We start from the raw sequence: 19,726 nt of genomic DNA, 5'->3' as shown, positions 1-19,726 counted from the left end.
CACTTTGGTTGAATTGTGATGGATTAAGTGTTGTTTGTCCAACTACTGTTCCCGGAAGGCAGATTTGTTCACCAGCAAGTGGAGAAAATCCAACTATTTCCTCATAACGTGCTCATGGTCGCGTGCAGTGCAGTCTTGTGCAATCGGCGGACGATAGGTGATTAATTAGTAAGTGATTAGTGAGTGATTAGTTGGCGATCGGCGGACGTTGGGTGGGTGACTAATAGGCGATTGACGGTAAGCGGCATACGAGACGCCCATTTCGAACGCCCCCTAACCATTTAGAAAATAAGCTGCGCGAACTGATACAAGCCGTTCTTCCAGACCGGCCAGTCATGGTCGCCCTGCTCTTCTACCCAGATGTGCGGTACGTTATGCTCTGAGAAATAAGCATGGGTGCGGTCGCTGACATACTTGAGACTGTCGAGATCTCCGCAGGATAACCAGAGCATGTTAAGCGCGTCCGCTACCTTCTGCGGTTCCGGTACCAGCAGTTCCGGCTCCTTCGTGTTAGGTGCCGCAGAGAAGGCTCCCACCCAGGCGAAGCGGTCCAGGTTGTTCAGACCCATGTTGAGCGATTGCCCTCCACCCATGGACAACCCGGCCAGTGCGCGGTGCTCCCGGTCCGTCAATACGGAATAATTCGCTTCAATATAAGGGATCAGATCGTTCAGCAGATCAGACTCAAAGGTTGCAAAGGCTTCCAACTTGTCAGGAGCGAAGACGTCACCCTCCGCCCGGTCATTCAACATCGCCCGCCCGTTCGGCAATACAACAATCATGGGCTTCAGCTTGTGATCAGCATAAAGGTTGTCCAGAATAATCTGCGGCGTGCCGTGAGTGTACCATTCGTCTTCATCTCCGCCAATGCCGTGCAGCAGATACAAGACACTATATTTCTCTGTGCTAGAGTATCCAGGCGGCGTATAGACTCTGGCCTTCCGGGTGTTGCCTACTGTGGCAGAGGGGTATTGGATCATTGTGATCTTACCACGCTCGATCCCTTCTCTCTCCTGATCATATCCCGCTGCTTGTGTTGTATACTTCTGATGGTTCATGTCCAAAGCTGCTCATTCCTCTCTTGGATTATATGTATTCCTCTACACTTAGTTTATTCAATAAACTAAGTGTAGAATCCTGCTGAGGAACCTGTTGCAGAAAAAAATATATGTAGGATAGAAGGTCTTCTGCTTTCTCCTACATTGGACAGTCCCGATTGTATTTAACCTTCGTATACATACGAATGCATCGGAGTAATCTCCACCGGCTGCAGGGATTGATATAGAGCATTAGCCTCAGCAGAAAAACCCGTTATATAAGCAGTTGTCACACCTTGCTCCTTCAGCCGCAAGAAGCAGGCAGTAACAACCGCCTTGCCGAATCCGCGTTGCCGGTAGTCGGGGTGGGTCCCGATCGTCTCTATGACCGCAATCCCGTTATCCTGATCCACGAACCCGAAACAGAAGGCAATATGCCGGCCCTTATCATCAACCACAGAGAAATCAAGCTCCGCTAGATAGGACGGCAGAGTTTTTCTCCAATACTCTACCTTGACTGGGCCGGAATCAGACGGAGAGAAGATCTGTTCAATCAACTCGCCCTTCGATTCTTCGTCTGCCCCTTCCGCCATGCACCGGATGTAAAAGCCTTCTTCCAGGTTCAAAGTGTACTCCGTGTGCACAAGATCGTATCTTCTTGTATTCCCAATATGGGAATCCTGCACAAAACCATGGTCTAATAATGCCTGAACCTCCAGACCGTAGGGATAGCAATCGGTGTTGAGCTTCTTTTTCCCCTCGCCCCATACATTCCGGGTCCATGTGACCATCTCGTCCGCCAGATACGGGTAATCCGGATGAACAATTAAGCTGAAGAAACCGCCTCCAGATTCGGAAATGAACAGGCCTGTTATCTCACCTGCTTCATTCTTCCATAGGTGTGCATTATTCTCCATGAAATTAGGGTCTGCACTTTTGGGCGCTTCGTACCGGTTCCAGAACTCGAATCTGACAAATTCCCAGGTTTGAAGCTGCCCTGTCAAGGTTACCATTTTTCTCAAAAAGGTATGGACGTTGTTGAAGTTCTCCGGGGTGTCTATGTACTTTTCATTGAACGCCGTCATCTTCGCATCTCCATTCTTTCGACTCTAATCATTCACGCTTCTTCTATTATACGTAGGGCCACTTTTTCTTTATAGGCAGAGATCTGTTAGGATCATTTATTGCATTGCTCTGTATAGAACAAATTCACCTTGCGGGTGAAGGATGCTGATGCCTCATAATTAGCCTTCTTTGTGGCCCACGCACCCCCGCCGTGTTCAATGTGTTCGGTTTTCCGACCACATTTGGCCCCACGCACCCTCGACGCGTCGATTGTGTTCGCTTTATCGCCTACCTTTCTAAAGGAACACAAAAGCCTGTCCTCACGGACAGGCTTTCAACTATTCTAACTTACAGCACAATCTTCACCGGACTATTATCGGATAATTCAAACGGTCCAGGCGTCACATTCGAGTCCGGGCGCTGCTTACCGAAGAAGTCGCGGTCGAACCGGTACGCCGAGCCGTCCGGCTCCTCGTAACGCATCTCGGCGTGATAGCTTTGGCCCAGCAGATTCGTGGTGACCACGGTCGGCGCGGCAGCACGCAGCAGCTCAGGGTTCACAATATGCACCTGCACCTTGCCGGAAGCCGGATCAACCTCAATCTCAATGCCTTTGTCAGCATAGACCTTCGCGTTCGGCTCATGCGTACCCGGCATCGCGTCTTTCAGATACAGGTTGCCCTGAATTGCAACGGGCAGGGCCATCTGTTCGGGATGGAACGGCTTGCCGGAATCGATCAGCGCCTTGATCTCTTCCTTGGTCAATTCCCACCACTGCTTATGCAGCGCATTCGGGTGCTCGTCATAGCCGCCCAGTCCAACTGGATGCAGATAACAGCGGGAATTATCCGGGATACCGTCCATCACCCGTTCACCGTTATCATTAAGCTGCTCTCTCGGGGTAAGCGGCAGATGCTCGAAGAAGGTCATCGGCACTACCTCATTGCCCGTATCCTCATCGCGCAGGAAGATATTGTTATAATAGCGGTCATCCCCGCCCGCGATATTGCTGTAGCCCGCAACCGCTGTCTCATGCGGCATATGGTACGGTGTATATCGGGTAAGCTCGGAACGCACCACGAATCTTCCGGCGAACAGGTTATGGACGAACGCGCCGCCCTGGGCCATATTGCGGAAGTTCATCGGCGACAGGAACAGGTTGTGATCCACCATATAAGGGCCGTGGCACACCTCCATGAAGAAATCCTCGGACAGGTTGTCGTAGAACACATTCCGGCTGATCCGGGTGCCCTGTGCCTGCCAGTCCAGCCATAACGCCCGGTAGGAGCTGTAAATGACATTTTCGCAAATCTGGGTATCCAGTGAAGCATGGAGCTTGATTCCGCCTACCTCTGCCCCGTGGAAAATCCGTTTATGATGAATATTATAAATGCGGTTCTGGACAATCTGGCTGAAGGCCCCGCCCAAATGGCCGACAACTCCGGCCTGCTCACAATCATGAATTACATTATTGCGGACGATATGACTTCCGATGTTATCCTTATGCCAATCCTGGCGGAGTGCGCGGAAAATAACCTCCTGCTCCCGCTGCGTCCCTCCCTTCATCCGGCCATTTGACCACTCGTTATGCCCGGTTGAGATTTCTTTGCCCAGGCTCACCCCCGTGCATTTGGACTCGCAGATGTGGTTGTCCTCAATGATCCAGCCCTTGCTCCAGTGAGGTCCGATCAGTCCTTCCTGCAGCGCCGTTGGCGGAGCCCACTGCGGAGAGGCCTGCCGGAGCGTGAAGCCTCTGACCGTAATGTAGCCCCGTCCCGTCTGCTCCGGCCAGAAGCAATAAGGACGAACACTGATCTCTACATTCTCGCGGCGGGGGTCCTTGCCCCCAAAGGTCGCCCAGATCCTGGTGGAAGCCGAGCCTACTTCTGCATACCACTGGAGCAGAGAGTCCGCCGGGTACTTGGCCTGCGGCCATACCTGGGGATCGCGCAGCTTGGTAACGCTGTCACATTCATACAACGATTTGCCGTCCAGGTAGACCTCCCCCAGATGCGGTTCAAACGCCCCTTCGAACAGCCAGTCGCCGTATAATTTCTCCGCAAAAGGATTGCGCACAGCAAACAGGCTGTTCGGCACCTCTGTACTCCAGACACCATCCCCTTCATCCTGCCAGTCTGCCACGGGCTCAGCACCTGTGATGATGACCTCCCCATCCCCGGCAGCCTGATAAACAATCCGCTGTTCCTCTGTTCCTCCGTTAGCCGGGCTCACCCATTCCCTGTATGTACCCGCCTGAACGGTAACCGTATCTCCAGGCTCCGCCAGCGCCGCAGCGCGGGAGATGGAGCGAAAGGGCCTCTGCGCTGTACCGGGAGCCTGATCGCTCCCTCGCAATGCAACATGATATTCCATATGAGCATCCTCCTCTTTCTTGTATGTCATATGGACATTTTAAATGAATATTCTGTATATTGCTATAACCATGTATACAATTAGACAACCTAACCTTTGACCCCGCCGACCATCATGCCTTTGACAAAATACTTCTGCAGGAACGGATACACCATAATAATCGGCACGGACGCTACTATCGTCATCGTTGCCCGCACGGACATCGGAGTGACCGCATTCTGCTGGCCTCCTGTTGCCCCCTGGATCATCCCGTCCAGCGATGAGGTGCCGGTAGTAGTATTGGAGTTCTGCAGAATCTTCTGCAGCTCATATTGCAGGGTACTCAGCTTCTCATCCGAAGAGTTGTAGAGGAACACATCGAACCACGAATTCCACTGGAACACTCCCGAGAACAACGCCACCGTAGCCAGCACGGGCACCGTAAGCGGCAGGATGAGGCTGAAGAAGGTCCGGTAATCCCCCGCCCCGTCAATCTTCGCCGATTCAATAATGCTCTCCGGCAGATTTTCAATGAAGGAACGGATAATAATCAGGTTGAACACCCCGATGATTCCCGGGAGAATGTAGACCCAGAAGCTGCCGACCAGTCCCATATCCCGTATCAGCAGGTAATTGGGAATCAGGCCGCCGTTGAAGTACATCGTCATGATAAAAGCTACGGTGATGAATTTGCGCAGCACATAATCCTGTCTGCTAAGCGTGTAGGCCAGCATGGCCGAGCAGAAGACCGTGACTACCGTTCCGATCACGGTGCGCAGCACCGAGATGAAGGTCGCATGAAAAATCGTGGCCTCTCTCAGAATATAATTGTAATTCGCCAGCGTCCATTCTCTGGGGAGAAGGTAGATCCCGCCTTTAATGGAATCTTGCGCATTGTTAAGCGATACGGCAAGAACATTCACGAACGGATACAGGGTAACAATCATTAGTGCGATCATGAAGCAGTAGTTGCAAATGACAAACAAGCGGTCGCCGGTGGAAGAGCTTATGGGGGGCTTGCGTTTTTTCTTATGGACAGCTGCGGTCTCCATGCCTGCGCCTCCTTTATTAATACAGCCTGGCTTCGCCCATGCGCTTCGCGGCATTATTCGCCATGAACAACAGGATGAAGCTGACGACCGTCTTGAACATTCCCGCTGCGATGGACAGGGAGAAATTACTCTGGGCAATTCCGTATTTCAGTACGAATATATCAATGTTCTCGGAATAATCCACATTCATGCCGTTGCCCAGCAGGTACTGCGGCTCGAATCCCGATTCCAGCAGATAGCCGATATTCATAATGAGCAGGACAATCACAACAGACTTGATGCCCGGAAGCGTGACATAGATCATTTTCTTGAACCGGTTCGCGCCGTCAATCTCCGCTGCTTCATACTGCGTGGGATCAATTGTGGTCATAGCGGCCAGGTAGACGATGGTGTTCCAGCCGATATCCTTCCAGACGGAGCTGGCTCCGAAGATGGTCCAGAAGTATTCCGGGATTCCCAGGAACAGAATTTCATTGCCGCGGTCAAGGAAGCCCAGACCCACCAGCAGCTGGTTAATCGTACCATCCGGGGACAGCGTCGTCTGAATGATGCTCGCCGCCACGACCCAAGAGATAAAATGCGGCAAATAACTGACAGTCTGCACTACACGCTTGAAGGCAATATTGCGTATTTCATTAAGCAGCAAGGCCAGGGTGATCGCGGTGACGAAGCCGAAGAACAGGTTGATCGAGCTCATCGCCAGCGTATTGCGGAGCACCCGGAGGAAGCGGTCATCCCCGAACAGAAATTTGAAATGCTCGAAGCCAATCCAGGTCTGCTCCATGAACTTCCTGGCCGGCTTATAATCCTGGAAGGCAATGCTCCAGCCCCACAGCGGCAAGTATTTGAATACAAACAGCCAGATTAGAAAAGGGACTGACATCACTGCCAATGCCCGCTGCTGGCCCAGCTTTTTGAAAAACTGCCTCATCCGGCCCGGCTCTTTATCCGCCGCTGGCCGGAATAACGCGGGTACCGTATTTTTATCCATCCGTATCTCTCTCCTTCAGCGCACCGGGGTGTCTAAGCGGCAAGCAGGAAAGACCAGCATCTCGGTACAGCCCTGGTCTTTCCCGCCGATTCCGGCGGCTATTGGTTCGCCAGTTCGACCTTCGCTTTGACTTGCTCAGTGGTCCATTTCTCATAACCCGCAGTATCGAGCTTGCCGAATTCCTTCATGTATTCCTCCCAGACTGCTTCGAACTTATCGGGAGTCGTCAGCACCAGCTTAGGGAAATATTTCTTCGTCATTTCATCCTTGCTGGCTTCCCAGAGCTGTTCCGGGGAATTCTGCTCCTTCGCGAAGCCCCACGCCGGGAAGTATGGACGCGGAACCGGTTCAGCGAACAGCTGGCTGTAGGTCTGTACGCCGTATTTCTCTAAGATCGCCTTATCCTTGTCGGTCAGCGTCATCTGGAAGACCTCCGGCTGGCTGGCAACATTCTTGGCATTCCCGTCAGCCAGGGTAGAGGTGGTGTTGTACATCGGCCAGTTCCAGCTGAAGTACTTGAAGCCGAAGCTCTCTCTGAACGGCTCGTCAATCTTGTCGATCTGCTCCTGCGTACGGTAGTAGCGGCCCTTCTCATTCACTTCATACGTCTCGCCTTTGATGCCCCAGGACATCAGGGTCTGGTTCTCTTCGGTCAGCATGTTGTCGAAGAACTGGATGATGCGGACCGGGTCTTTGGCACTGACGGTAATCCCGATTCCGCGGTTTGTTACCAGGCCCCCAGGCGGATCAAGATAAGCATCCGGCGTGCCTTCCTCGAAGGTTACCGGCAGCGGGAAGTACTTGAAGCCATCCAGGGAAGGATCTTTACGGGCGGCGTCCTTCAGCACATTCAGCGCATTATCCACCTGCCAGCGGTAGTCGAAGAAGCCGAGCACCTTGTGGGAGGTTAATTTGGCGATATACTGGTCATAGTTATCGACGAAGGAGGCTTTATCGAACAGACCGGCAGCATTGAGGTCATTCAGCGCCTTCAGCCACTTTTTGGTGGACTCGGCACCGGCATAGGTCTTGGCTTCCCAGGTGTTCGTATCCACTGTAACGTTACCGTCATTCGGATAGCCCATCAGATGCATCGGCGGGTTGGAGGTGGCGAAGAATCTCCAGTCATGTGTAAGGGAGACCATGCCCGTCAGATTCTCATCCTTGTGCTTGTCGCGGTAATTCTTAATCAGCTCTATATATTGATCCAGCGTCTTGATCTTCGGATAACCCGCTTCCTCCAGCACGCGGCGCTGAACCCAGAACCCCGCACCGGCTTCCGGCTCAGGAATGAAATCGTTCACCTGGGCGGCAATCGGCAGGAAATAGATTTTACCGTCCTTGGAGCGCATCTGATTCAGAGACTTGCCATACACACGCTGGATGTTCGGACCGTACTTCTCAATCAGCTCATCGAGCGGGATGAATGCACCGGCATTCAGCACTTCCTCTATAGCGGCATCGGGAATCAGCACATCCGGGTAATCGTTGGCCGCAATCATGGTTCCGATCTTGGTATTGAGGTCACCCACCACGAATTCCAGCTTGAAATTGACACCGGTCTGATCCTCCAGCAGCTTGCCGATGGTCGTCTCATTGGTATTTCCGTCCTTCGAGCCGGCCACCCCGTTGAAGATTTTGAACGTTACCTTATCCTGCTTGGGTTCGGTCTCTGTGGTGGCGGCAGCGCTTGTCGGCTCCGTCGTCCCCGTATTCTTCTTGGCATTATTAGGCCCCGAGCAAGCCGTCACCACGGATAATGAGACGACTGCCGTCAGAGCGAGAAGCCATATTCTCTTGCTTTTACCCATTGCCTGTACTCCCCCTTGTATATTCATGGTTTAGTGCTTCTTTAGTATAAAAGCGTTTTCATTCCTCCGTTACCCGTGAAATTATGGCTTCTCCTTTGAAAACTATGGATTAACTGGAATTCTAAGCTCAATCCGTGTCCCTTCACCCGGTCTGCTGTCCACCTGGAAGATTGCGCGCCTGCCATACAGCATCGTTACTCTGTAGATAACATTCTGTATTCCAATACGCTCGCCGATAATCCCTTCCATGTCGAGGTATCCGTACAGAGTGTCAACCTGCTCACTGCTCATGCCAATCCCGTTGTCCGCCACTTGGAAGACCATCTCATCCCCCTCCACGCTGATGCGGATCTTAATGCTTCCGCCTTTTTTGAGCGGCTCGATGCCATGAATACTGGCGTTCTCCACGAAGGGCAGGAACACCATTTTGGGGACAACGCAGGCGTAGGCCTCAGGCTGCACATCGATATGATAGCTCAGCTTATCCTCGAACCGGTATTTCTGGATATCCAGAAAACAAAGAATGAAGCCCAGCTCCTCCTCCACGCTCACCCACTCCTTATTCCAGGTCAGCGAGCTGCGCAGGATCATCGCCATGCTCTGGATGATTTTGGCCGTCTCGTTCTCCTGCTTCAGCAGGCTCCGCATCCGAATCGTCTCCAACGCATTGAACAGGAAGTGCGGGTTAATCTGGCTCTGCAGAGCATTCAGCTGCGCCTTCCGCCGCTCCAGCTCCAGCGACTTCTTCTGAATCTCTGTAAGATACACATCGTTAATCAGAGCCTTAATCTGCATAATCATACTGTTGAACTCCAGGGTCAGCTGGCCGATCTCATCGCGCGATTCCCCGTGCATGATCATCTGGAACTGCTGCGTCTTCACCTTTTTCATATGCTTCAGGATCTCAATAATCCGGAGGTTGATCGAACGGGTAATGATCAGAATAATAACGGTGGGGACAATCATCATCAGGCAGGCCGACCAGAGGATGAAATAACGGGATTTCAGCACCTCCTTGATGATCTCCTTCTCATTCACTGTGCCGACAATCCGCCAGCCGGACAGATAGCTGATACTGCCGTATTCCTTCTCGAAATCAATGAGTTGCTCCTGCTTCAGGGAGGCATACAGCTGCCGGTCCTTCCCCTGCCAGTCTATGGCCCGGTTCGTCGTATATTCAATCCGGCCCTCCGGCCCCAGCAGATACACATCCCCCTGCACGTTCAGATTGGCGAAGACCTCCATCAGATCAATCGTCTTAAAATCAATCTTCACCAGCTTCTCCTTGACCATCCGGTCCGCGAAATAATCCATCCGCCGCAGCAGCGAGAACGACTGGAACCGGCCGCCTGCATCCTGGGTGCGGACGAACATCGGCTGGGAAGAGGCCTCCTGCATCCACTCTTTATACCAGACACTCTCCCGGACCTCCGCGGACAGAATCCCGATATTCCCAGAATTCAGCAGCGTGGGGTTATCCACATAGATGGTCTTGTTTTGCAGCGAGGAAGAGAACGGGGAATAGTTGTTCAGGGTGGACCTGAGATAGAGGTCGTAAGCCTCGACATAGTCTTCGGTCTGTGTGAAGTTACGGTCCAGCACCTCATTGGTCTTGTAATCCGCATAGAAAAAAGAGGACAAGCCCACGGCCTGATCCACCATCAGCCGGAACTCATTCTTAATCTGTTCCACCGCCAGATCGATGTCCTTGATCCGCTGCGCCTTCACATTTCCGGTAATCGTGTTGTAGAAGATCACATTCGTGAGAATAATCGGAGCGATGACCCCGAGGAAATAGACGAGGAACATTTTATTCCTGAGCCGGATATTATTCAGCAGCTTCATGCAGCGCCTCCTCCTGGCATTAACGGTTGCCCGTCCGGTTTCTATATTCTGTAGGCGTTCTCTGCTCCAGCTTCTCGAACTGGGTTACGAAATAATCGGCATTCTTGAATCCGACCTGCTCGGCGATTTCATAGATCCGCAGATCGGTCTGCCGCAGCAGCTTCTTGGCCTCGGTGATACGCAGCTGGAGCAGATAGTCATTGAAGTACATGCCGTAATTCTTCTTGAACACCTGGCCAAGATAGGCTGAGTTCATAAAGAACTGGCCTGCGATCTGCTTGAGGTTCAGGTTCTCATGGAAGTTCCGGTCCACATAGCACTTGATCCGGTACAGCCCGCTGCTGCCGTAGCTCTGGTACAGCTCTTGAATCCGCTCCGCCGCTTCCAGCGCAAAGGCTTCGAACAAGGACCTCAGCTCCGCAAGGGTGATGTTATGATCCGGCCAGTTCATCATCGGGACAAGGCTCGCCAGCTGCTTCTCATCCCCTTCCATGCTCCGTATAGTATGCAGCACACTATGGACGCATTGAATGGCTACGGCCTTCATCGCTTCCCGGGAGACCAGCTTCTCCTGAAATTCTGCGAACAGCTTACCGATCCCGCCCATGATCTCCGTGTGCTTACCCTCCTCAATCGCTTCAATCAGCGCCTGAAACACCCTACTACTGGCATGGATGTAGTTCAGGGACAGACCGGCAATATCAGAGGACAGCAGAATCGGCTGGGCAGGCCGGACATATTTGTACTCCACAGTCTGCTTGGCCGAGGTATACGAATGCTTCAGCTCCTGAAGCGTGCTCACCGGCCTGCCCGCATACGCTTGAACCTGCAAGGGATAACGCTGATAGAGCTTGCTCAGACAATCCTCCAGGAAGCTGCGCAGCTCCCCTTCATGGTTCGCCAGATAATGTTCCGGCACAATGAAGCCGAAGAACCTCCGGTGCTCATAGATAATAGGCGTCTCTGCTGTGAACTGCTGCACCGCCTGCCGGATCGCCTCCTTCAGCTCCGCCTTCCCGGGCATGGACTGCCCGCTCCAGGGGAACACATTGTTCACCTCCAGCAGCACATAGGTGAACTGGCGGGACCCCGCCTCTATCCACTGCTGCTCCCAGGCGTCAAGCACTTCATCCGCCGCTTCCCCCCGGATCAGCGCCTCCACCCGCTTCACTCCCTCATGAATGCTCAGCCGGTCCTGGAGCTGCTTGCGCGCAGTGAATAAATCGCGGAACTTATGAAGCGCTTTCACAATTTCGTGCTCATTAATCGGCTTCAGCACATAGTCCAGCACGCCATACCGGACCGCCTGCTGGGCATACCGGAAATCGTTATATCCGCTGATAATGATAAATTCCGTTCCAAGCTGCTCTGCGGTCACCGCCTCAATCAGCCCGATGCCATCCAGGACCGGCATGCGGATATCGGTGATTACGAGCTGCGGCCGCTTGACCCGGATCAGCTCCAGCGCATCTTCCCCGTTGTCCGCCTCATCCACTATCCGGAATCCACTGCCCTCCCAGTCAATCATTCCGATCAGGCCCTTGCGGACAAACAGCTCATCATCGACAATAATGATCCCGTACACTTCAGCATCCACTCCTCCGGTAAGATCGTGAAACAAAGGGAATCCCCGGCCTAAGTAAACGGTCAAGGATTCCCCGATGATAAGGAATATTATAGAGTTAGGCGGGCCCGTAGTCTAGCCTACGATGACTTCCATGGATACCTGCTTCAGGCCCGGATTCAGGTCCTTCTCCTCGGTAAGATCCAGAACTGGAGCACCATCAATGTCAAAATGCACACGGCGCAGGCCGGAGCTGCGCGGTCCCTCGATTCCCGGTCTGGCGTGGTAGGCGTTCCAGATGACCCCGTCCTCGTCCGTCACATAGGAATTATGGCCCGGCCCGTATTCTCCCGGTACGCTTCTGGAGGTCAGCAGCGGATAATTGCCCTTGGTCCAGCTCTGGATATCCAGCAAATCTACCCCCTTGTCTGCGGTCAGCAGACCGACAACATAAGTAGCATCCACCGCTGCACTGGCAAAAGTCACGTACAGCTTATCATCGGTATACAGAGCAAACGGACCTTCATCCACGAACGTATGGTTATTGGCCCAGCCGTAATCCGGCCGGGTCAACAGCACCGGATCACTCGTCAGCCTCCACGGCTCCTGCGGGTCAATCGTGGCGATATAGACCCAGGCTCCAAGATCCACAGGGAGGAATTGGCGCTCCGACCATGCGGCATAGAGCTGGCCGTTCCAGCGGATGACGGTCATATCCAGTGAGATTGTTTTGCCTGCTTCGCACAGATAGCTGCCGTCCTTCTTCACTACCCGGCGGGGCCTGGACCAATCCGCAGCATTCATGGGATTTCCGCCGGGGCTCAGCTTCATCACATGCGACTCTTCGTGGAAGAATTCCCCTGGCGTTGCGGCATGGAAAATATACAGCTCGTCTTCAATGATATGGAGTTCCGGTGCCCACAGCAGGCCGCCAATCTCTTCATACGTGGAGGAATCGAGGATCAGGGCTTCCTCGGCAGTCACCAGCCCGGGAATCGTATCGGCTTCTCTCATATACAACGTATGTTCCTTATCCGCATCATTAGTCGCAATGAAATAATATTTCCCCCTCCACTCTGCAATGCAAGGGTCTGCACGGTTAAGTGCAACCGGGAATGGAAAGTGATCCTGATGGATCTCACCGGTGATGCTATAGGTTCCGGCCTTGTCCCAGTTGATGGCATCCGTGTTCCAATGGACTTTTTTGGCAGCCTGCGTTCCATCACTATATAGGGCCGTTGCCCGGACCCCCTTCACATCCTCCACCGATGCCGCATTCACACGGTCCGGTACTACGACAGCAATGTTCTCCGGTGCCGTAAGCTTACAGAAGAGTCTACGGGCTATCTCAGGGGAGACAGCGATCCTATTACGCGGCTGGATTCCCTCGATATCAGTCTGCACTGCTTCCAGCGTGAACGGCTCCGCCTCCACCGGTGCTGAGACATTCGTAAGGCTCATGATGTCGGCAGTGAAATTCTCGTAGCCCTGACCCTGCCCGTCTATCCATTGGATCAGGTAACCGTTCCGCTCCGGGTCGTAGGTGCAGGAGACATCGCTTACATGAGTGTCTGCCTTAAGCTCCAGCAGTCCAATCTCACAGTATTGCAGCAGATCGGGAGAGGTGAACAGCAATACCTTGCCCTTGCTTTGTTCATCTGCTTCCCCGTCAGCCTCGGTACGCACGGCAAGGACGCCGAAATTCCCGTCTGCCAAGTAGAAGAGATACGGCTGCTTCAGGCTTTTGGCCCGGAGCGTCCCATCCTCATTCTCCGTCGCCTTGGCGAACAGGACACCCGAGTTATGATTCAATGCCTGATACTGGCCCCTCTCCGTCTTGTAAGCCAGGTGCATACTATAAGCCAGCTTCGATGCATACACGATATCCTCCTGCGGCAGTCTTGTATAGCAAAGGATATCTTTCCGATCTTCGTTTTGTTGTGGTATCATGAATTCATAACCTTCCTTCATATTGATAATTACTAATAATAATAATCACGCACTGTTCGGTTAACCTTAGAATTCACTCCTATATCCACTATAAATTATAGAGATTCACCGAAATTCTAACAATGATATTTACTGACCATTAATTGATCTATCCGCAGAAAGGAGAAGCCCATGCCCACAATTCATTACGTGGAATACGATGCCGCACATCCGGCTAATTTTGTCTACAGTATCCCCGAAGGACTGGACGCCTGGCTTCTTGTCCTGACCCAGACCCCGGCGGTGTTTGAAGTGGACGGTGAATTGAAGGAATTTCCCGCTCACTCTGTCGCTTTGTATCCTCCAGGGCGCAACATCTATTACCGCGCCTGCTCCCGGAGGTATGTCAACGACTGGGTGCGCTTCGATGCGGATGAATCGTATATCACCGAAAGCGTCCTGCCGCTGGGCAGCCCATTCTCCCTGCCCGACCCGGGGTATTGCCATCAGCTGTTCCAGCTGCTGACGCTGGAGAACTCGTTCCAGAACGATTACCGGGAGCTGTCCATTGACTACCTGTTCCGTCTCTTGTTCAACAAGCTGTCCGAAGCGTCCCAGGACAAGCTGACGCCGCAGTATTATAATCTGCTGGAGCTGCGCAAGACGCTATACAGCAATCCGGGCCACCCTTGGACTGTATCCTCGATGGCCGGGTATCTGCACATCAGCACCGGCTACCTCCAGACCATCTACAAATCCGCCTTCGGCATCTCCTGCATGGAGGATGTCATCCAATGCCGGATTCGGCTGGCCAAGGAGAAGCTGGGCTTCGGCCAGCATAAAATCGCCGAGATCGCCGCCCTCTGCGGCTACGCCAATGTCGAGCATTTCTGCCGCCAGTTCCGCCAACTGACCGGCTTCTCCCCCCGCGCCTACCGGGAGCGGTTGGCTTCCAAGCAACATTAATAATTATATAAATTGAACTAATGGTTTTTATGTTTTGGGATTGCCGTGACTCCAGAGAAGTTTTGGACTTCCGGCCGCTGTTGTATTTGAATTTCCTGAATAAAACCGCTCTTAGCGGTAGAAATCCAAATACAAAGGCGGTCGCTACCGCTCCTCCAGTTCCAAAATTCCCCTCCGCCACTTTTCCCTTAACTTAAGTTTTTAGTTCAATCTATATAGTTGGAAAAAAGTATCTTAATTGTGATCATTCGCAGCATCTGAAGGAAATAGTTGGATAAACGTCATTTAAATTCAAGGATTCCCTCCACTTTGAATGTTCCGCTTCAGATTAAGTGCTGTTTTTCCATCTGCTCTCTGGCTAGCGCTCCTCCGTTCCTTAACACGTGGATAATTTCCAACTAATCCTAGTTAGAGGCATGGCAAAACCCTTGCCAAGGCTGTTTCTAGCTTGTATACCCCCCAATAATGCTTTACTTTTCGCTATCTACCTTCGCCCACGCCCATTGTGTTCGGTTTTTTGCTTACATTCGGCCCACATAACAGAGCAGCGACCCTCCACTATCAGGAGAATCGCTGCTCTATTTAACTATTTTCTACCTTACTCCTCAGTCCCGCCAAGCACAGGCAACTCGGCACCGTCCCGCACAAACAGCGGAATCTGCGTAAGCGGCGCATCGACCATAATAGCCTGTCCGCCAGCATAGGCAGTGCCGGTATAGACATGAGTCCACTCTGAGCCGGACGGCAGGTACACCTTACGCGCCCGTTCACCCTCGCCCAGCACCGGGGCGACCAGCAGATCGGGACCGAACATATACTGGTCTTCGATATCCCAGGCCGCCGGGTCCTGAGGGAAATCATAGAACAATGGACGCATAGGCGGCGTGCCCTTCTCATGTGCCGCCTGCATCAGCCCGCGGATATACGGCTTCAGCCGCTCCCGCATCTGCATGAACTCCTTGAAGATGACATACGCCTCATCCCCGTAGCTCCACACTTCATTATCCGAGCCGCTTCCGCATACGCCCCCGCCCCGCGTTCCGGTGGGCTGAACAAAAGGGGAACGGTCCCCGTGCAGCCTGAATACCGGAGAGAATGCGCCGTACTGGAACCAGCGGACCATCAGCTCCCGGAAGGAGGCATCTGCCGGATTGCCCCCATGGAAGCCGCCGATGTCGGTGGTCCACCATGGAATCCCGGCCACGGCCATATTCAGTCCGGCCCGCACCTGAATGCTGAGCACCTTGAAGCTGGAGTGAATATCTCCGGACCATACGAGCGCCCCGTAGCGCTGGCTGCCCGCCCAGGCGGTACGGACCAGATTGATGATATTCTCCTGGCCTTCAGCCGCCATGCCGTCATAGAAGGTCTGGCTGTATTTCATGGGGTAAATATTGCCGATCTGCTTGCTCGAGCCGATATGATAACGGTAGATATCATGGTCATAGACCGTCAGCTCCGGCTCCGCCTCATCGAGCCAGAAGACCTTGATCCCTTTATCATAATAATTCTGCTTAATCAGTCCCCACAGGAACTTGCGGGCCTCCGGATTCGTCGCATCGAAGATCGCATTCTGGCCGAGGAACTGGAATTGCGTCCGCACCCCGCGGTCCGAGCGCAACAGGTACCCTTTCTCCAGCATCTCCTTATAATTCTCGCTCTCCGTCTGGACCGTCGGCCAGACCGAGACCATCAGCTCAATGCCCAGCTCCTGCAGCTCCTGCACCATCGCCTCAGGATCGGGCCAATATTCCGGGTCAAACCGCCAGTCCCCCTGATTCGTCCAGTGGAAGAAATCAATGACGATGACGTCGATCGGCAGACCCCGCCGTTTATGCTCCCTCGCCACCTCCAGCAATTCCTCCTGCGTACGGTAGCGGAGCTTGCATTGCCAGAACCCCATGCCATACTCCGGCATCATCGGCACGGTTCCCGTAGCCTTGGCATATGCCTCCTCGATCTCGGCAGGCGAGTCACCGGCAGTGATCCAATAATCCAGCTGCTTGGTGGACGGGGCTGTCCATTCGGTCACATTCAGGCTGAAATGCGCCTGTCCGATCGCCGGATTATGCCACAGGAACCCGTAACCGGCGCTGGACAGCACGAATGGAATGCTAATCTGGCTGTTGCGGTGGGTCAGCTCCAGCGAGCAGCCCTTCAGGTTCAGGAAGGAGTGCTGATACTGCCCCATGCCATACAGCTTCTCTAGCGGGTCCGCCTCCAGCCGGAGCTTCACGGAGAAGTCACTGCTGCCGGGGATGGCGCTTAGCTCTCTGCCCCCGTATTTTAACTGATAGGTATCCTCCGTCTCGTTAAGAAGCAGCTTGCCATGCTGGTTATAGAAGAAGATCTGTCCCTTATCTGTTATTTCCGCCCGGATATTCCCGTTCACAATCGTCGCACGTTCTGGGGTAATCGATATATGACTCAGCGTCTGCACAGCAGGCAGAAGTGCCCACTGCTCATCGGTAATCTCCGCATACGAAGCCCGGATACGCAGCGAATGCTCTCCCCAAGGCTCTATCCAGACTCTCTCATGGTCATATTCTCTGATTAGTCTGCCATTCTCTTCACGAAACATAGCGCGATCCCTCCAACAGTTCTATAATAAGGTTGCAACCACATTATAAAGAGTGCAAAGCCGCTATACTATACATAAAAGTACGCATCTATCATACGATATTACGATTGTGTGGAGGGAATAAGATGAGTGGAGCGTTCGAGGACAAGCCGTATCCATGGAAAAAAGAGCACACTGAAATTCCCGAGGGCCTGTTTCCCATCAATGTATTTCATATCTGCTTTCCGGACCGCAGTATTATTCCGCCTCACTGGCATGACCATCTCGAATGGATTCTCGTGACCAAGGGCCGCTTCCGCGTCCAGGTCGGCCCCCACTCCAGAGAGCTGGTGCAGGGTGAGCTTGCCTTCGTCAGCCGTCCGCAGATTCATGCGGCCTACCCGACAGAGGATGGCAGTGAGCTGTATGCGGTTGTCTACAACGAAGCGCTGCTGAACGGTATACGGGACCTGACTGAGCTTCAGCATATCCGGCCGCTCCTCTCCGGTGAGATCCGGCTGCCCGCCTTCTATGGGGCGGACCAGCCGGTTACCCGCCAGATCAGAGGATGCATTGAACAGATTATTTACAGCTACCAGAGCAAGAGCCCCGGGTATGAATTATGTATCAAAGGCGGCCTGTTCTCTTCCCTGGGTCTAGCTTATCCCCTGGCAGAGTTCACAGCACCGCCTTCCAAAAGAGACCGGCAGGAGACGGGCATCCAGCCCCTGCTGATTCACCTTAGCAACCATTTCCATGAACCGCTGACTGTGGAGGAGGCCGCACGGATCTGCTGTGTGACCCCCAACTACTTTTGCCATCTGTTCAAAAAGAATACCGGTAAGACCTTAATCGAATATGTGAACATGCTGCGGGTGCATGAGGCCAGCCGCTTGCTCCAGCTTCGCCGGCATTCGATTCAGGAGGTGGCCTTCCGGGTCGGATTCACGGGCCTGACGTATTTCGGAAGAATATTCAAACAGCATACATCGATGACACCCAGCGAATATGCTTCCCATTTCCAGACCCGGGCTTAATCCTCTCTGTGATAACGGAAATAATCGAAATCGGCATAGCCGCCGGTCTGCCGGGTCGCATAATTGAACAAGCCGATCCGGTAGCCCATGAAATGATCCAGCGAATATTTCATATGCAGAGTCCCGCCAATAGGCTTCCAGGCCGCCCCATCTGCCGAATAGAAGAAATGGGCCTGGTCCACGCTGTCCTCGAAATTGAAGTCGATTCTGAGATATAGCCTGCTGCCGGTGAAGGGAATACTTTCCACCTCCTGCGGGCAGCCGTCACCGCTGTTGACACACATACTCAGGTTGAACCCGCCCTGTTCCAAAGCGGCAGCCTCAACCGTCCCATACCCGTTCTGCAGGGCAACCATCCCTGCCCTGTCGCCGGTCTGCATCCCTGAGAGATCCAGCAGGGTCTCCGCGCTGCACGCCGGACCCTCCGTCCGCTGGGTCAGCGTATTGCGCGCCCGCAGGATGCTGTCTGCTGTACGTCCGGCGCGCAGCCGCAGATAACCCGGCCGCTCGGTGAGCGACCATAGACCGTTGTCAGGATTATGGTTCCACTGCCAGTTCAGCGCCAGCCGGTCGCTGGTATAATCGAACTCATCGCTGATCACCAGCGGCTTCGGCTCACCCGCAGGAAGCTTCGTCTGGAACATTTTAGGTGCTGCACCATTCTCCCCGATTACCGGCCAATCCTGCTCCCAGCTTACGGGAAGAACGCAGGGAATCCGTCCGACAGCCCCATGATCCTGGAACAGCACCGCGTACCAGTCGCCATCCGGCGTATCGACAATGCCGCCTTGCGCGATCCCGTTGTTGAAATACCCCAGATCGTCATCCAGCACAACCTTCCACTCGTAAGGACCGAGCAGTTCACGGGAACGGTAGCATAGCTGGCGTCTGCGCTGATTGCCGGTTCTCGGCCATTCGATGAAGAACAGATAATAATAACCGTTCCGCTTATGCGCATGACAGCCTTCAATCCGCAGACCGATGTCTTCCCGCTCGCCCTCCAGCAGCAGCTGATCGGCTCCGCCGGGCTTCAGCGCACTCAGATCCTCCGTCAACTCCTTGATGCGGATGTCCCCGTTCCCGTAGATTACATAGTTGCGCCCGTCATCATCCAGCAGCAGCGCCGGGTCATGGTGCAGGTCCGGGATGACCGAACGCTCCCACGGTCCGTGCTCAATATCACGGGTCTGGTAGATATAGAACCGGTCCGTGTCATTGGAGGAGAAGCATACGTAATAGATTCCGTTCTTGCACCGCAGCGAGGCAGCCCAGGAACCGCCGCCGTAAATGCCTTCGCCGTCCTCCAGCCGGAAGGCCGGAGTGTCCTCGAAGGTATCAAAGACGTAACTGACAATCTCCCAGTCCTTAAGATTCACCGATCTCATAATCGGGCAGCCCGGCATAGAGTGCATGCTGGTGCTGACCATATAGAACACAGGGCCGACCCGGATGACATCCACATCCGGGACATCTGCCCATATCACTGGATTGGTAATTCTGGCTGTATTCAATGTTCT

The 19,726-nt window shown here is 53.5% G+C and carries 13 protein-coding genes; 2 read left to right on the top strand and 11 right to left on the bottom strand.

The window, feature by feature from the left end; translation table 11 throughout:
- Nucleotides 1-281: 281 nt before the first annotated feature.
- The 9 genes from NST26_RS11645 to NST26_RS11605 form a co-directional block, all read right to left on the bottom strand.
- Nucleotides 282-1,058 (bottom strand): alpha/beta hydrolase, encoded by a 777-nt coding sequence (locus tag NST26_RS11645; RefSeq protein ID WP_340979177.1) that lies wholly within the window; start codon nt 1,056-1,058, stop codon nt 282-284.
- A gap of 164 nt (nt 1,059-1,222) precedes the next feature.
- Nucleotides 1,223-2,122, bottom strand: coding sequence for a GNAT family N-acetyltransferase (locus tag NST26_RS11640; RefSeq protein ID WP_340979176.1), 900 nt, complete (start codon nt 2,120-2,122; stop codon nt 1,223-1,225).
- A 328-nt stretch (nt 2,123-2,450) separates the two neighbouring features.
- Nucleotides 2,451-4,475 carry a right-handed parallel beta-helix repeat-containing protein gene (locus tag NST26_RS11635; RefSeq protein ID WP_340979175.1) on the bottom strand — a complete coding sequence of 675 codons (2,025 nt, stop codon included), beginning with the start codon at nt 4,473-4,475 and terminating at the stop codon, nt 2,451-2,453.
- Nucleotides 4,476-4,564: 89 nt separating this feature from the next.
- Nucleotides 4,565-5,506: a carbohydrate ABC transporter permease gene (locus NST26_RS11630; protein ID WP_340979174.1), complete on the bottom strand. Its 942-nt coding sequence runs from the start codon at nt 5,504-5,506 to the stop codon at nt 4,565-4,567.
- A 16-nt stretch (nt 5,507-5,522) separates the two neighbouring features.
- On the bottom strand, nt 5,523-6,437 hold the full coding sequence (locus tag NST26_RS11625; RefSeq protein WP_235191873.1) for an ABC transporter permease: 915 nt from the start codon (nt 6,435-6,437) through the stop codon (nt 5,523-5,525).
- 158 nt (nt 6,438-6,595) lie between these two features.
- On the bottom strand, nt 6,596-8,308 hold the full coding sequence (locus NST26_RS11620) for an ABC transporter substrate-binding protein (protein WP_036724932.1): 1,713 nt from the start codon (nt 8,306-8,308) through the stop codon (nt 6,596-6,598).
- A 102-nt stretch (nt 8,309-8,410) separates the two neighbouring features.
- Nucleotides 8,411-10,153 carry a sensor histidine kinase gene (locus tag NST26_RS11615; protein WP_036724933.1) on the bottom strand — a complete coding sequence of 581 codons (1,743 nt, stop codon included), beginning with the start codon at nt 10,151-10,153 and terminating at the stop codon, nt 8,411-8,413.
- Between the two features lie 19 nt (nt 10,154-10,172).
- On the bottom strand, nt 10,173-11,774 hold the full coding sequence (locus NST26_RS11610) for a response regulator (RefSeq protein ID WP_155991399.1): 1,602 nt from the start codon (nt 11,772-11,774) through the stop codon (nt 10,173-10,175).
- A 78-nt stretch (nt 11,775-11,852) separates the two neighbouring features.
- Nucleotides 11,853-13,667: a family 43 glycosylhydrolase gene (locus NST26_RS11605; protein ID WP_340979173.1), complete on the bottom strand. Its 1,815-nt coding sequence runs from the start codon at nt 13,665-13,667 to the stop codon at nt 11,853-11,855.
- Nucleotides 13,668-13,838: 171 nt separating this feature from the next.
- Between NST26_RS11605 and NST26_RS11600 the strand changes: the two genes are divergently transcribed.
- Complete coding sequence (locus tag NST26_RS11600; protein WP_340979172.1) at nt 13,839-14,612, top strand: helix-turn-helix transcriptional regulator; 774 nt, start codon at nt 13,839-13,841, stop codon at nt 14,610-14,612.
- A gap of 598 nt (nt 14,613-15,210) precedes the next feature.
- Here the strand turns inward: NST26_RS11600 and NST26_RS11595 are convergent.
- Nucleotides 15,211-17,193, bottom strand: coding sequence for a glycoside hydrolase family 31 protein (locus tag NST26_RS11595; RefSeq protein ID WP_340979171.1), 1,983 nt, complete (start codon nt 17,191-17,193; stop codon nt 15,211-15,213).
- Between the two features lie 125 nt (nt 17,194-17,318).
- Between NST26_RS11595 and NST26_RS11590 the strand changes: the two genes are divergently transcribed.
- On the top strand, nt 17,319-18,209 hold the full coding sequence (locus NST26_RS11590; protein ID WP_036724938.1) for a helix-turn-helix transcriptional regulator: 891 nt from the start codon (nt 17,319-17,321) through the stop codon (nt 18,207-18,209).
- On the opposite strand, the gene NST26_RS11585 is transcribed toward NST26_RS11590, so the two are convergent.
- The gene (locus tag NST26_RS11585) at nt 18,206-19,720 is read right to left on the bottom strand and encodes a glycoside hydrolase family 43 protein (RefSeq protein WP_340979170.1); all 1,515 of its coding nucleotides are present in this window, start codon (nt 19,718-19,720) and stop codon (nt 18,206-18,208) included. The genes NST26_RS11590 and NST26_RS11585 overlap by 4 nt on opposite strands.
- Between the last annotated feature and the right edge of the window lie 6 nt (nt 19,721-19,726).

Origin of the sequence: Paenibacillus sp. FSL R7-0128 (assembly GCF_038002245.1) — a bacterium.
Lineage (GTDB): Bacteria > Bacillota > Bacilli > Paenibacillales > Paenibacillaceae > Paenibacillus_AQ > Paenibacillus_AQ silagei.
This window is presented reverse-complemented; position numbering and strand designations above follow the sequence as displayed.

What these genes read in the sequence shown, in the direction of transcription:
- NST26_RS11645 (WP_340979177.1), bottom strand. Translation starts at nt 1,058, where the DNA reads ATGAACCATCAGAAGTATACAACACAAGCAGCGGGATATGATCAGGAG.
- NST26_RS11640 (WP_340979176.1), bottom strand. Translation starts at nt 2,122, where the DNA reads ATGACGGCGTTCAATGAAAAGTACATAGACACCCCGGAGAACTTCAAC.
- NST26_RS11635 (WP_340979175.1), bottom strand. Translation starts at nt 4,475, where the DNA reads ATGGAATATCATGTTGCATTGCGAGGGAGCGATCAGGCTCCCGGTACA.
- NST26_RS11630 (WP_340979174.1), bottom strand. Translation starts at nt 5,506, where the DNA reads ATGGAGACCGCAGCTGTCCATAAGAAAAAACGCAAGCCCCCCATAAGC.
- NST26_RS11625 (WP_235191873.1), bottom strand. Translation starts at nt 6,437, where the DNA reads ATGAGGCAGTTTTTCAAAAAGCTGGGCCAGCAGCGGGCATTGGCAGTG.
- NST26_RS11620 (WP_036724932.1), bottom strand. Translation starts at nt 8,308, where the DNA reads ATGGGTAAAAGCAAGAGAATATGGCTTCTCGCTCTGACGGCAGTCGTC.
- NST26_RS11615 (WP_036724933.1), bottom strand. Translation starts at nt 10,153, where the DNA reads ATGAAGCTGCTGAATAATATCCGGCTCAGGAATAAAATGTTCCTCGTC.
- NST26_RS11605 (WP_340979173.1), bottom strand. Translation starts at nt 13,667, where the DNA reads ATGATACCACAACAAAACGAAGATCGGAAAGATATCCTTTGCTATACA.
- NST26_RS11600 (WP_340979172.1), top strand. Translation starts at nt 13,839, where the DNA reads ATGCCCACAATTCATTACGTGGAATACGATGCCGCACATCCGGCTAAT.
- NST26_RS11595 (WP_340979171.1), bottom strand. Translation starts at nt 17,193, where the DNA reads ATGTTTCGTGAAGAGAATGGCAGACTAATCAGAGAATATGACCATGAG.
- NST26_RS11590 (WP_036724938.1), top strand. Translation starts at nt 17,319, where the DNA reads ATGAGTGGAGCGTTCGAGGACAAGCCGTATCCATGGAAAAAAGAGCAC.